Here is a 12,644-nt window from a genome sequence, read left to right on the forward strand (position 1 = left end):
CTGCGCCTATCCCGACCTGACAGGAGAGGCCGATGGCCGCCACCCCGATTCTGGAAATGCAACATATCTCACGGCGCTTCGGGCAGTTCTACGCGCTGAAGGATGTCAGCCTGACGGTCTACCCCGGCGAAGTCCATGCGCTGATGGGCGAGAACGGCGCGGGCAAAAGTACGTTGATGAAAATCCTGGCCGGGGCCTATACCGCCAGCAGCGGCACCATCCTGATTGACGGCCGGCCCTACCCGATCCGCGGGCCGAAAGATGCGCTGGCCGCAGGCATTACCCTGATCTACCAGGAGATTAACCTCGCGCCCAACCTGACGGTGGCGGAAAACATCTTCCTCGGCAGTGAATTGCACCGCGGCGGGCTGGTGCGGCGCACGCAGATGGCGGAAGAGGCGCAAAAGGTGATTGACCGCCTGGGCGCGCAGTTCCGCGCCACCGACCGGGTGATGACGCTGAGCATCGCCGAGCAGCAGCAGGTGGAGATCGCCCGTGCGCTGCACCGCAACAGCCGCATCCTGGTGATGGACGAACCCACCGCCGCGCTCTCCAGCCGCGAAACCGATCACCTGTTCGGCCTGATTAAACGGCTGCGCGGCGAGGGGATGGCGATCATCTACATCAGTCACCGCATGGCGGAGATTTACGCGCTCTCCGACCGGGTCAGCGTGCTGCGTGACGGGGAGTATGTCGGCAGCCTGACGCGCGACAACCTCAACGCCACCGAGCTGGTGCGGATGATGGTGGGCCGCCCGCTGAGTGACCTGTTCAACAAGGAGGCGCAGACGGCCACGCCGGGGGCGGTGCGGCTGGCGGTGGAGGCGCTGACCGACGGCGGCAAGGTGCACCCCTGCACGCTGAACGTGCGCGCCGGGGAGATTGTCGGGCTGGCCGGGCTGGTCGGGGCCGGGCGCTCCGAGCTGGCCTCGCTGATTTTCGGCGTTCACCCGGCCACCGGCGGGCAGATTTTGATTGACGGCCGGCCGGTCAGCATCCGCTCCCCGCGTGACGCCATCGCGCTCGGCATCGGCTTTTTGACGGAAAACCGCAAAGAGCAGGGGCTGTTTCTGGAGCTGGCGGCGCACGAGAACATCGTGATGGCGACCCTCGGGCGCGACGCCCGTTACGGCCTGCTCAACCGCAGCAAAGGGCGCGACATTGCAGGCAATGCGATCCGCGCCCTGAACATCCGTGTGCCCCATGCGCAGGTGCGTGCCGGGGGGCTGTCGGGCGGCAACCAGCAGAAGCTGCTGATCTCGCGCTGGGTGGCGATAGGCCCGCGCATCCTGTTGCTGGACGAACCGACGCGCGGCGTGGATGTCGGCGCCAAGAGTGAAATCTACCGGATGATGAACCAGATGGCGCAGCAGGGCGTGGCGATCCTGATGATCTCCAGCGAGCTGCCGGAAATTGTCGGCATGAGTGACCGCGTCTATGTGATGCGCGAGGGCGCGCTGGCCGGGGAACTGGCGGCGCATGAGATCTCGCAGGAGAACATTATGACGCTGGCCACCGGCGTCGCCCTTCCCCAGGAAACCTCCACTAAAGGAATCATCTGATGAGCAAAACAGAGACCGCCGCGGCAAAATCCCCGGCGCTGAAACGGGCACTGCTGGGCGACCTGATGCAAACCGTCGGCATTTTGCCGATTCTGATCCTGATCGTGGCGGTATTCGGCTTTATCGCCCCCAACTTTTTCACCGATGCCAACCTGCTGAACATCACCCGGCAGGCGTCGATCAACATTGTGCTGGCAGCGGGCATGACCTTTATCATCCTGACCGGCGGCATTGACCTGTCGGTGGGGTCGATGCTCGGGGCCACGGCGGTGGTGGCGATGGTGACCTCGCTGAACCCGGCGCTGGCCACGTTCACCATCCCGCTGGCGCTGCTGGCCGGGCTGCTGATGGGGCTGTTCAACGGCGCGCTGGTGGCCTGGGCCGGGCTGCCGCCGTTTATCGTCACGCTCGGCACCTATACCGCGCTGCGCGGGGCGGCTTACCTGTTCGCTGACGGCACGACCGTTATCAACTCCGACATCAATTTCGAATGGATCGGCAACGGCTACCTGGGGCCGGTCCCGTGGCTGATTATCATCGCTTTCGCGGTGATTGCGGTGTGCTGGTTCATCCTGCGGCGCACCACCCTCGGCGTGCACATCTACGCGGTGGGCGGCAACATGCAGGCCGCGCGGCTGACCGGCATCAAGGTCGGGGTGGTGCTGCTGTTCGTCTATGCGATGAGCGGGCTGCTCTCCGGGCTGGGCGGGCTGATGAGCGCCTCACGCCTCTACAGCGCCAACGGCAACCTCGGCGTCGGCTATGAGCTGGATGCGATTGCCGCGGTGATCCTCGGCGGCACCAGCTTTGTCGGCGGCATCGGCACCATTACCGGCACGCTGGTCGGCGCGCTGATCATCGCCACGCTCAACAACGGCATGACGCTGATGGGCGTCTCCTATTTCTGGCAACTGGTGATCAAAGGCGCGGTGATCATCATCGCGGTGCTGATCGACAAATACCGTACGCGCCACCACCAGACGGCCTGATGTTTCCCCTGTACCCGATAACATTGATCCGAGAACAACAAGGAAAAGCCAATGAAAATCCGCTTCAACGCTGTGATGGGTGCGCTGCTGACCGCAGGCGTGCTGCTCTCTGCGCCATCAGCGCAGGCAAAAGAACTGAAATCGATTGGGGTGACGGTCGGTGACCTCGCCAACCCGTTTTTTGTGCAGATCACCAAAGGCGCGGAGAAAAAGGCGCGTGAGCTGGCGGGCGACGGCGTGAACGTCACGCTGGTCTCCAGCGGCTATGACCTCGGCCAGCAGGTCGGGCAGATCGACAACTTTATCGCGGCGAAAGTGGACATGATCATCCTGAACGCAGCGGACTCCAAAGGCATCGGCCCGGCGGTGAAACGCGCCAAAGAGGCGGGGATCGTGGTGGTGGCGGTGGACGTCGCGGCGGAAGGGGCAGACGCCACCATCACCTCAGACAACACCCAGGCCGGGCAGATCGCCTGTAAATACATCGCAGACCGCCTGAAAGAGAAGGGCAATGTGGTGATCATCAACGGGCCGCCGGTGTCGGCGGTGCAGAACCGGGTCGAAGGCTGTATGACGGAGCTGAAACAGCACCCCGGCATCAAACTGCTCTCCCATAACCAGAACGCCAAAGGCAGCCGCGAAGGCGGGCTGGAAGTCATGACCTCGCTGCTCTCTGCCAACCCGCACATTGACGGCGTGTTCGCCATTAACGATCCCACCGCGATCGGCGCCGATCTGGCGGCCAAACAGGCGCAACGTACCGAATTCTTCATCGTGGGCGTGGATGGATCGCCGGATGGCGAAGAGGCGCTGAAACGCAAAAACTCGCTGTTTGTCGCGACCCCGGCGCAGGACCCGCAGGTGATGGCGTCCAAAGCGGTGGAGATCGGCTATGACATCCTCCAGGGCAAAGCCGCGCCCACTGCGCCGGTGCTGATCCCGGTTACGATGATCGACCGCAACAGCGTCAGCAGCTACAAAGGCTGGACGGTCAGATAACCCGATGCCGGTACGCCCGTACCGGCCCTTTTCACCGGCAGGAGGTGCCCATCATGTCCGATCAGCACAGCGGGGGCCGCATGGCCCGCTCGCAGGTCAACCAGATCCTGCACGATACGCGGCAGTTTTTCGCCCGGCAGGATGTGCACCTGCCGCCGTTTGCCCATTTCAGCCCGGAAGCCTGGGCGCAACAGCCGCAGGAGGCCTGGCAGGAGGTGTTTGATCTGGGCCTCGGCTGGGATGTGACCTGTTTCGGCTCCACCGATTTTTACCAGCGCGGCCTGACGCTGTTCACCCTGCGCAACGGCTCGCCGGACGGGCAGCCCTATGCCAAATCTTATGCCGAAAAGGTGATGCACTGCCGGGAAGGGCAGGTGACGCCGATGCATTTCCACTGGCGCAAACGGGAAGACATCATCAACCGCAGCGGCGGCAACCTGATTATTGAGCTGTATAACGCCGAAGAGCCGGCAGGGGCGACCAGCGACACGCCGCCGGGGCTGGCAAACACGCCGGTCGAGGTGGTGACGGACGGCTACCGCCAGACGCTGCCGCCCGGCAGCCGCATCCGGCTCTCCCCCGGCGAGAGCGTGACATTGCCGCCGGGCATGTACCACAGCTTCTGGGGCGAGGAGGGGTTCGGCGATGTGCTGGTGGGCGAGGTGTCGATGACCAACGACGACCAGCATGACAACTGCTTTTTGACGCCGCTGGCGCGTTTCACCGCGCTGGAGGAGGATGAGCCGCCGCGCTGGCTGCTCTGCACCGAGTACCGGCGCGAGCCGGGTGCGGCCTGAGTGCCCGGCCCCTGGCTCAGGCGCAAGGGGTCAGGCAATATGGCGCGGCGCAACCGCCCGCGCCGGGCGCTGCACGTCGGCGGCAAACACATAGCCCAGCCCGCGGATCGTGCGGATCAGCACCGGCTGGTGGGGATTTGCCTCGATCTTGCGGCGCAGGCGCATGATCAACACATCCACGGTGCGATCAAACACGTCCAGCGTTTCGCTGTGGGTCAGTTCCAGCAGCCGATCGCGGGTCAGTACCTGGCGGGCATGGGTGATCATCGCCAGCAGCAGTGTGTATTCACCCTGGGTCAGGCCCACTTCCTCCCGTTGCGGGTTGTGCAGGGTGCAACGCTGCTCGTCGAGCCACCAGCCGTTGAACCCCCAGCCACAGGCGGGCGCAGCGGGGGCGGCCACCGTCAGCGCGCCGCTGCGGCGCAGCACGGCCTTGGCCCGCGCCACGACTACCCGGTTATTGAACGGCTTGGCGATGTAGTCATCCGCGCCCATCTCCAGGCCGACCACGATGTCAGATTCCGCGCCGAGGCCGGTCAGCATCATTACCGGCAAATCGGGGCGCAGGCGGCGCAACTGTTGCAGCACCAGCAGGCCGTTGATGTCCGGCAGGATCAGGTCCAGCAGTACCAGCGCGATGTCAGCGTGTTGTGCAATCTGTTGCAGCGCCTCTTCGCCCCGGTGGCAGCAGCGCACGGTAAACACATGTTCGCTCAGCACATCATGCAGCAGGTCACAGATGGCCGGGTCATCATCCACAACCAGAATGGCGGGTTTCATGGCAAGACTCCTTGCGGGGTGCCGACGCAGACAACCTTACGTGCCCCAGGGACGGGCACTGCAAACCGCGCAGGGGTGTTAAAGAAACGTTAAAATCAGTGTAACCGATGCGCCCGCGGCGTTAACTGCCGGGCGCTGGAACTGTGAGCGAACTCTCCCCGCCGGGCCGTTTTTTATCACAAGGTGTACCGGTTAACCCCGCCGGGGGCAACACAGAATCAGACAGGTCGGGGTTGCCGGTGTGCTGCCCCGTTGGTCACTATACTTATCCGCATCATGACTTTGATGACATTGACAACCACAGCGCCGGAGAGACGATCGTGCGAATTGGGATTGATTTAGGCGGCACCAAAATAGAGGCCGTGGCATTGGCCGATGATGGGCGTGAATATTTCCGTAAACGGATCGACACGCCGCGCCATGACTACGACAAAACCCTGGGGGCGATTGTCGGGCTGGTGACGGAAGCGGAACACGCCACCGGCGAGCGGGGCAGCGTGGGGATCGGCATTCCCGGCACCCTGTCGCCTTATACCGGCCTGGTGAAAAATGCCAACTCGGTGTGGCTCAACGGCCAGCCGTTCGACAGCGACCTGTCACGGATGCTGCAACGGCAGGTGCGGGTGGCTAATGACGCCAACTGCCTGGCGGTCTCTGAAGCCACTGACGGCGCAGGGGCAGGCAAACACACGGTCTTTGCGGTGATCATCGGCACCGGCTGCGGCGCCGGCATCGCGATCAATGGCGAAGTGCACGCCGGGGGTAACGGCATCGGCGGTGAGTGGGGGCATAACCCGCTGCCGTGGCAGGACGACGACGAGCTGCGCTATGCGCGCGAAGTGGCCTGCTACTGCGGCAAACCGGGCTGCATCGAAACCTTTATCTCCGGCACCGGTTTCGCCCAGGACTACCAGCGGCTGAGCGGGCAGGCGCAGAAAGGCGTGCAAATCATGGCGCTGGCCGGGCAGGGCGACGCGGTGGCGGAACTGGCACTCAGCCGTTATGAGATACGGCTGGCGAAATCCCTGGCGCATGTGGTCAACCTGCTCGACCCGGATGTGATCGTGCTGGGCGGCGGCATGAGCAACGTTGACCGCCTCTACCAGACCGTGCCGCTGCTGCTGAAGCAGTGGGTATTCGGCGGTGAGTGCGAAACCCCGGTACTGAAGGCGAAACATGGCGATGCCAGCGGCGTGCGCGGTGCCGCCTGGCTCTGGCCGCAGGAGCCATTGCGCTAAGCGCCCAGGGCAAACCATGACTTATTAAACGCGACGGGGAAACCGAGGGCCTTTTCCCTGTCGCGTCAGGGTGTCAGGGGGCAGTCGATATCGACATAGGCCCAAATTCCGCCGGTACAGGCGTCATTCTTCAGGTGGTCAGCCACGGTTTTTGCCTTATCTGGCGCATGGCCTTGCTCAACCCGGTAGGCAAAATAGAGGCTAAGGGCGTTTTGGGCATCGTTAATGGCGTCGTCAAGGGTATCACCAGCAAAATAACAGCCGCTCACGTCCGGTACGAAACCGGAGAAAGCGCCGTCAGTAGCCTGATGGAGATAAAGCGGATATCGCATGCGTTACACCTTCTCTTTAGCTTAACGAGCGGTCTGATAACCGCTGACATGAATTTTAACTCTGCATTGTTCCGGTCGGTACTGTTGCTGTTTGGTATTGTTTTAACTCTGCCGCCAATGCCTTGTACAGGTGGGGCAAGCGTAAAAAATGTGCTAACCCTGATAAGGCCGCCAGAGCTGGCGGTGCCAGACCCTACCGAATCTTGACGGGAGAGAATGCCTGATGACCCAGACCCCTTCGCGAAAACACCCTGACACAACGTCGCTGACCCACCAGGAGCCTGACGCGGGCGCGACGCCGGGCACACTACCTGAAACGTCGGCGACCTTTCCGGCGGCGGTGACAGCCGCTGAGGTGGCACCGGTGGAGCCGCCTTCGCACTACCCGGCGCCATTTGCCGCCCAGATGGAAAAACGGCAAAAACGCCAACTGGGCGATCAATTCGGCCTGACGAATTTTGGCGTCAACCTTGCGCGCATCGCGCCCGGCGGTGCCTCCGCACTGCGCCATTTCCATACCAGGGAGGATGAGTTTATCTACATCCTGTCCGGGGAGCCGGTGCTGGTGACCAACCAGGGCGAAACACCGCTGAAGCCCGGCATGTGTGCCGGGTTTAAAGCCGGTAACGGTGATGCCCACCATCTGCTCAACCGCACGGCGGAGGAGGTGGTCTATCTGGAGGTGGGCGATCGCAGTCCCGGTGACGGGGTGATCTACCCCGACGATGACCTGCTGCTGGAAGAGGACAGCCAGGGCAACCCGCAGTTCCTGCACAAGGATGGCAGCGCCTATTGATTAGAGGCTTATTAATCGGGGGCGTAGCAGCCGGGCGGTAATGGCCGCCCATGTGCGAAACCGGGCGGCCGACAGCGCCCCGGCGGCCGGACAGTTGGGGCGTGCGGCCTCAGGGCACCGCGAACTCTTTGCCGAGGCGGCTGACGCCCAGACCGTTGACTTTTTTCACCCGGATCTGCACCGGGATGCGCTCTTTCATCGCGTCCACGTGGCTGATGACGCCGATAGTTTTGCCGGAGGCGTTGAGGTTATCCAGCGCGTCCAGCGCCGTATCCAGCGTGTCGGCATCCAGGGTGCCGAAGCCCTCATCCAGGAACAGCGAATCGATGCTGGTTTTATGGCTGACCAGATCAGAGAGCGCCAGTGCCAGCGCCAGGCTCACCAGGAAACTTTCACCGCCGGACAGGGTACGGGTATCCCGCAAAGCATCCGCCTGCCAGGTGTCCACTACCTGAAGCTCCAGCGCGTCGCTCTCTTTACGCTGTAACAGGTAGCGGCCATGCAGCCGTTCCAGTTGCTGGTTGGCGAGATAGACCAGATGATCCAACGTCAGGCTCTGGGCGAAGCGGCGGAATTTGGCACCGTCACTGGAGCCGATCAGCGTATTGAGCGCGCTCCAGTCGCGGAACTGCTGCTGGCTTTCGGCAATCTGGCTGAACAGCTGCTGCTGGTTGCTGCGGCGCAGGCGATCGCTTTCCAGTTGCTGGCGCAGTTCGCCCTGCTGTTGGGCGCAAAGCCGCAACTGCTGTTGCAGCGCCGCCAGCTCCGCCTCCAGCGCACTGCCGTCGGCCTGCGCGGGCAGGCTGTCCGGACGCTGAGGCTGATGCTGTGCCAGGGTGGCCTGTGCCTGTTTCAGCAAGGTTTCCGCTTCCTGTTGTTGCTGCATCAGCGCTGCCTTTTGCTGATGCAGCGCATCCCGTTGCGCCTCATCCAACAGGGCGGCATTCAGCGCGCTTTCGTCTGCAAATTCGCTGGCGGCAAGTGCAATAGCCAGCTGCTGTTCGCTCTGCTGTTCACGCGCGGCCAACTGCTGCTGTTGCTGTTGTAGCCCGGCGATCTCCCCGGCCAGCCGGCTCAGGGCGTGCTGTGCCTGCTGATAGGCCGCGTCGGCCTGCTGGGCCGCCAGGGTGGCGGCCTGCACCTCACGCTGTAAGGTGTCGCGCGCCGCGGCCACGTCACGGTCGCCGAACAGATCGCGGCGCTGCTGTTGCGCCTGCGCCTGCTGGGCGGCAAGCAGGCGGCATTGGGCATCCAGCTCGGCCAGACGGGCGGCGGCATCCTCCACCCGCCGTTGTTCGCCTTCGCGCCGCGTTTCGGCCTGCTTCAGCGCCAGCGTCAGATCCTGGCGCTCCTGCTGTTGCTGCTGCCACTGTTGCCACTCCTGCTGCCGCTGTGCCAGCCAGGCCGCGTGCTCCCCGGCTTCCGGCGGCGTCAGGCCCAGCGCGGCCAGCGTGGCGGTGACCCGCTGCGCGTCATCGGCCAGCGCCTGCTCAGCCTGTGCCTGGCGTGCCTGCTGCTGCGCCCACTGTTTCTGCTGTTCATGGCGGCGCTCATCAAGCAACGCCAGCTGGTGGTGCAACTGCTGCTGGGCTTGCCGGGCGGTGTTCAGCGCGTCCTGTGCGGCGCGGTGCGCCTGTTGCAGGGTTTCACGCTGCTGCCACTGCTGCTGGAGCTGGGTTTCCTGCTGCTCTTCGTCCGCCAGCCAGTCACCCAGGGCGGCCTCATCCGCCAGCGTCAGCGTCAGCGCCAGCGGGGCGCTCAGGGCCTGCCAGCGCTGTTGCTGCTCCGCCTGCACCTGGCCGGCACGCGCCAGCTCCTGCTGCAACTGCGCCTCGCGCTCCTGCAGGGACTTCACCCGCGCCCCGAGTTCAATGCCGGCGGTTTTTATCGCGTCAACCTGCTGCTCCAGCACCGCCAGCCGTTGCGCCGTCTCAGACAGCACAATCGCCTGATAAGCCTCAATCGCCGGGTGTTCGGTGGCCCCGCACAGCGGGCAGGCATCACCGGGTTGCAACGCCGCGCGATGCGCCTCGAAACTCACGATCTGCTCTTCGCGCTGATGCAGCGTTTTCAGGTCCGCCAGGTGCTGCTTTTGCAATTGGTAATGCTGGCGTTTCTCCGCCAGCTGCTGCCCGGTCAGCGTCAGGTGCTGCTGGTTTTCCTGCTGCTGTTGTTGCAGATGGGCGATCTGCTGGCGGGTCTGGCGTGCCAGCGGCACCAGTGCGGCCAGCTGCCCACGCACCGGCCGCCGTTCGCGCAGGGCGGCCAGCCGGGTATGCAGCGTCTCCGCCGGGTACTGCTGTTCCTGTGTCTGCAACGCCTGCTGATGGGCGGCGGCCTGCGTTTCTGCCTGTTGCAGTGCCTGATCCACCGCCGGTTGCTGCTGCGCCAGCGTCTCGCGCTCCCGGTTCAGGCGGTCAAGCTGCTGTTGGGCGGCAGCCAGTTCCTGTTGTGCGGCCTGCTGCGCCTGCTGTTGGGCCACCTGTTGCTGGAGCTGCGTGCGCCACAGCGGCAAGTTTTCGCCCCACTGGGCATGGTGCGCATGGTCACGGCCATAGGCCTCAAGCGCCGCCAGCCGCATGCTGCCCTGTTCCAGTTGTTGCTGGGTGAGCTGCAAGGCGCGGCGGCGTTCAGCCTCCTGCTGTTGCTGGCGCTGGTGCGCCTGTTGCTGCTCCTCATGTTGCCGGGCCAGCTGGGCGAGCTGGGTGTCCAGCGGCGTGACCTGCGCAATCAGCGCTTCCTGTTGGGTATGCTGCTGTTGCAGGGCCGTAAGCTGTTGCTGCGCCTGTTCGTGGCGGGCCAGCAACGGGGCCAGCGCCTGCTGCTGATCGTGTTGCCGGGTGAGCAGCGCATTGAGCGTGGCCTGATGCTGAACGCAGTCATCCCGGGCCTGATCGCGGGCTTGCTGGAGCGGGCGCAACTTTTCTGCCGGTTCATTGCGCGCCAGCCGCAGCAGGTCAGGCTGCGCCTGTTGCCAGGCTACTTCTGCCTGCTGGTGTTGCCGGAGGGCGTGCGCCAGTGCCTGCCGGTGCGCCTGATCCTGGTTGATCCACGCGATCCCGCGTTGCAATCCGGCGGCCTGTTGCGCCTGTTGCGCCTCCTGTTCCACCAGCGCCGCCAGCTGGCCGGCGAGCTGCTGCTGCTGTTCGTCGGTCAGCAGTTCGATACCGGCGGCGCGGTGGTGCAGCGCATCCAGATCGCTGCGCGCCTGTTTGTGCTGCTCAAATACCCGCTCAGAGAGCTGGCCATAAATCTCCGTGCCGGTCAGCTCCTCCAGCAGTTCTGCGCGGTCGTTGGCATCAGCATTCAGGAAGGCGGCGAACTGCCCCTGCGACAGCATCATCGATTTGGTAAACCGGCCGAAATCCAGCCCGGTGATCTGCGCCACCGATTCCAGCTTGTCACGCACTTTGTCAGCCAGGATTTTGCCGTCCGCCACCCGTGCCAGCTCCACTTTCGGGGCCTGCAGATTGCCGTCCGGCGCATTTTTGGCGCGGCGCTGGCTCCAGAAAGCGCGGTAAGCCACGCCTTTGACCTCAAATTCCACCTCCGCCAGGGATTCGGCGGTGTGGCGGGTCATCAGCTCATTGTGGCTCGGGGTCACCGTGAGGCGCGGCGTCTGGTGGTAGAGCGCCAGGCAGATGGCATCGAGCAGGGTGGTTTTCCCGGCGCCGGTGGGGCCGGTAATGGCAAACAGGCCGTTGCTGGCGAACGGCTCCTGGGTGAAGTCGATTTTCCATTCGCCTTGCAGCGAGTTAAGGTTTTTCAGCCGGAGGCTCAGAATTTTCATGCGGATGGCATTCCTTCATTGGCTTCACGCACCTCTTCCACCACATTGCGGAACATCTTTCGCATCCGCTCGCAGTGTTCGCTGTCTGCGTCCGCTTCCAGCGCCATGCGCCGGTCAAACACCTCGGTAACGGAGAGCTCCGTCAGCGTCTCTTTGGCCTGCTGGGCCAGGGCGCTCTGCCGTTGGGCTTTGTTGCGGCGCAGCAGCACCACTTCCACCGGCAGCGGGTCGGTCAGTTGCTGGATGCGGCGCTGGATGTCACTCAGGTAGTCCTGGGTGGCAACTTCAATGTCCAGCCATACCGGGCGCGCCGGGTCGGCGTCACGGAAGGCGTGCAGCTGCTGTTCAATCTCCGCCAGCGAGCCTTTGACGATCGCCATCGGCTGGTGAACCGGCACCGGCAGGGTCTCCACGGAGGCGAGCGTTGCGCCGTCAAACTCCAGCAAATAGACGCTTTTGGTGTTGTTGGCTTCGTCAAAGCTGAGCGGAATCGGTGACCCGCTGTAGCGGATATGGTGGCTTTTTGCCACGCACTGGGCGCGGTGGATATGGCCGAGGGCGATGTAATCCGCCGGCGGGAACGCCTGCGCGGGGAAGGCGTCCAGCGTGCCGATATAGATGTCACGCACCGAATCCGAGGTGGAGACGCCCACAGTAGTCAGGTGCCCGGTAGCGATGATCGGCAGCGGCAGGCCCAGTTCGTCCCGTTTGGCCAGTGCAGCCTGATGCAGGCTCTGGTAATGGGCGGCGATCGCCTCCTGCAGGGCGAGCTGTTTTTCGCTGCCGGACTGGCCGGCGCGGCTCAGGAGCAGGTCGCGCGGGCGCAGGAACGGGATGGCGCACAACAGCGCGCCGGGGGTGCCGTCGTGCCGGTTCAGCACACAGAGCTGGGGGCGGTTGTCGGCCTTCACATTGGCGATGACCGTGGTATTCAGGCAGGAGAGCAACTCCCGCGACTCGTTCAGCGTGGCGACGGAGTCATGGTTACCGCCCAGCACAATCAACTGGCAGCGGGTACGCTGCAACGCCACCACAAAGCGGTTATAGAGCTGGCGGGCGTAGCTCGGCGGCGCGCCGGTATCAAAGATATCCCCGGCGACCACCACTGCATCCACCTGATGGGCTTCAACCTGTTCAATCAGCCAGGTCAGGAACGCCTGGTGCTCCGCTGCGCGGCTCTTGGTGAAAAAGACCTGGCCAAGATGCCAGTCAGATGTATGAATCAGGCGCATAACACTCTCGCTTTGTATTGCCTGCCCCGGAGGGCGGAGGAGGCTGATTATAAACGCCGTCGCGCCGTGATGTCGTGGGGGAAACCCGTTACGGTTTGCGAGATGCTTTCCAACTCCGTCATTTTATCG

General features: G+C 63.9%; 10 protein-coding genes. 6 read left to right on the forward strand and 4 right to left on the reverse strand.

Features of this window, described 5'->3' with window-relative positions:
* The first annotated feature begins 32 nt into the window (after window positions 1-32).
* From JK232_RS04845 to JK232_RS04860, 4 genes are all read left to right on the forward strand, one after another.
* Window positions 33-1,562 carry a sugar ABC transporter ATP-binding protein gene (locus JK232_RS04845; protein WP_101834293.1) on the forward strand — a complete coding sequence of 510 codons (1,530 nt, stop codon included), beginning with the start codon at window positions 33-35 and terminating at the stop codon, window positions 1,560-1,562.
* Entirely contained in the window at window positions 1,562-2,551 is a 990-nt protein-coding gene (locus JK232_RS04850) for an ABC transporter permease subunit (RefSeq protein ID WP_072926595.1), read from the forward strand. Before JK232_RS04845 ends, JK232_RS04850 begins: the two co-directional genes overlap by 1 nt.
* Window positions 2,552-2,626: 75 nt before the next feature.
* Complete coding sequence (locus JK232_RS04855; RefSeq protein ID WP_165698447.1) at window positions 2,627-3,550, forward strand: ABC transporter substrate-binding protein; 924 nt, start codon at window positions 2,627-2,629, stop codon at window positions 3,548-3,550.
* A gap of 80 nt (window positions 3,551-3,630) precedes the next feature.
* Entirely contained in the window at window positions 3,631-4,347 is a 717-nt protein-coding gene (locus JK232_RS04860; protein ID WP_101829414.1) for a D-lyxose/D-mannose isomerase, read from the forward strand.
* A 30-nt stretch (window positions 4,348-4,377) separates the two neighbouring features.
* Here the strand turns inward: JK232_RS04860 and JK232_RS04865 are convergent, their stop codons facing one another.
* The gene (locus tag JK232_RS04865; protein WP_072926593.1) at window positions 4,378-5,127 is read right to left on the reverse strand and encodes a response regulator; all 750 of its coding nucleotides are present in this window, start codon (window positions 5,125-5,127) and stop codon (window positions 4,378-4,380) included.
* A 320-nt stretch (window positions 5,128-5,447) separates the two neighbouring features.
* Between JK232_RS04865 and mak the strand changes: the two genes are divergently transcribed.
* On the forward strand, window positions 5,448-6,365 hold the full coding sequence (gene mak, locus JK232_RS04870; protein ID WP_101829208.1) for a fructokinase: 918 nt from the start codon (window positions 5,448-5,450) through the stop codon (window positions 6,363-6,365).
* Between the two features lie 65 nt (window positions 6,366-6,430).
* Here the strand turns inward: mak and JK232_RS04875 are convergent, their stop codons facing one another.
* The gene (locus tag JK232_RS04875; RefSeq protein ID WP_079205159.1) at window positions 6,431-6,697 is read right to left on the reverse strand and encodes a type II toxin-antitoxin system HicB family antitoxin; all 267 of its coding nucleotides are present in this window, start codon (window positions 6,695-6,697) and stop codon (window positions 6,431-6,433) included.
* Between the two features lie 223 nt (window positions 6,698-6,920).
* Here JK232_RS04875 and JK232_RS04880 point away from each other — a divergent pair, with 223 nt between their 5' ends.
* On the forward strand, window positions 6,921-7,493 hold the full coding sequence (locus tag JK232_RS04880) for a cupin domain-containing protein (RefSeq protein ID WP_101829207.1): 573 nt from the start codon (window positions 6,921-6,923) through the stop codon (window positions 7,491-7,493).
* Between the two features lie 109 nt (window positions 7,494-7,602).
* Here the strand turns inward: JK232_RS04880 and JK232_RS04885 are convergent, their stop codons facing one another.
* Together JK232_RS04885 and sbcD are read right to left on the reverse strand one after the other, a co-directional pair.
* Window positions 7,603-11,283: an AAA family ATPase gene (locus JK232_RS04885; protein WP_212588898.1), complete on the reverse strand. Its 3,681-nt coding sequence runs from the start codon at window positions 11,281-11,283 to the stop codon at window positions 7,603-7,605.
* Complete coding sequence (gene sbcD / locus JK232_RS04890; protein ID WP_072926579.1) at window positions 11,280-12,515, reverse strand: exonuclease subunit SbcD; 1,236 nt, start codon at window positions 12,513-12,515, stop codon at window positions 11,280-11,282. The genes JK232_RS04885 and sbcD overlap by 4 nt, the downstream gene beginning before the upstream one ends.
* Window positions 12,516-12,644: the final 129 nt, after the last annotated feature.

Source organism: Nissabacter archeti, from assembly GCF_018257325.1.
Taxonomy (GTDB): Bacteria; Pseudomonadota; Gammaproteobacteria; order Enterobacterales; family Enterobacteriaceae; genus Chimaeribacter; species Chimaeribacter arupi.

What these genes read in the sequence shown, in the direction of transcription:
- JK232_RS04845 (WP_101834293.1), top strand. Translation starts at nt 33, where the DNA reads ATGGCCGCCACCCCGATTCTGGAAATGCAACATATCTCACGGCGCTTC.
- JK232_RS04850 (WP_072926595.1), top strand. Translation starts at nt 1,562, where the DNA reads ATGAGCAAAACAGAGACCGCCGCGGCAAAATCCCCGGCGCTGAAACGG.
- JK232_RS04855 (WP_165698447.1), top strand. Translation starts at nt 2,627, where the DNA reads ATGGGTGCGCTGCTGACCGCAGGCGTGCTGCTCTCTGCGCCATCAGCG.
- JK232_RS04860 (WP_101829414.1), top strand. Translation starts at nt 3,631, where the DNA reads ATGGCCCGCTCGCAGGTCAACCAGATCCTGCACGATACGCGGCAGTTT.
- JK232_RS04865 (WP_072926593.1), bottom strand. Translation starts at nt 5,127, where the DNA reads ATGAAACCCGCCATTCTGGTTGTGGATGATGACCCGGCCATCTGTGAC.
- JK232_RS04875 (WP_079205159.1), bottom strand. Translation starts at nt 6,697, where the DNA reads ATGCGATATCCGCTTTATCTCCATCAGGCTACTGACGGCGCTTTCTCC.
- JK232_RS04880 (WP_101829207.1), top strand. Translation starts at nt 6,921, where the DNA reads ATGACCCAGACCCCTTCGCGAAAACACCCTGACACAACGTCGCTGACC.
- JK232_RS04885 (WP_212588898.1), bottom strand. Translation starts at nt 11,283, where the DNA reads ATGAAAATTCTGAGCCTCCGGCTGAAAAACCTTAACTCGCTGCAAGGC.
- sbcD (WP_072926579.1), bottom strand. Translation starts at nt 12,515, where the DNA reads ATGCGCCTGATTCATACATCTGACTGGCATCTTGGCCAGGTCTTTTTC.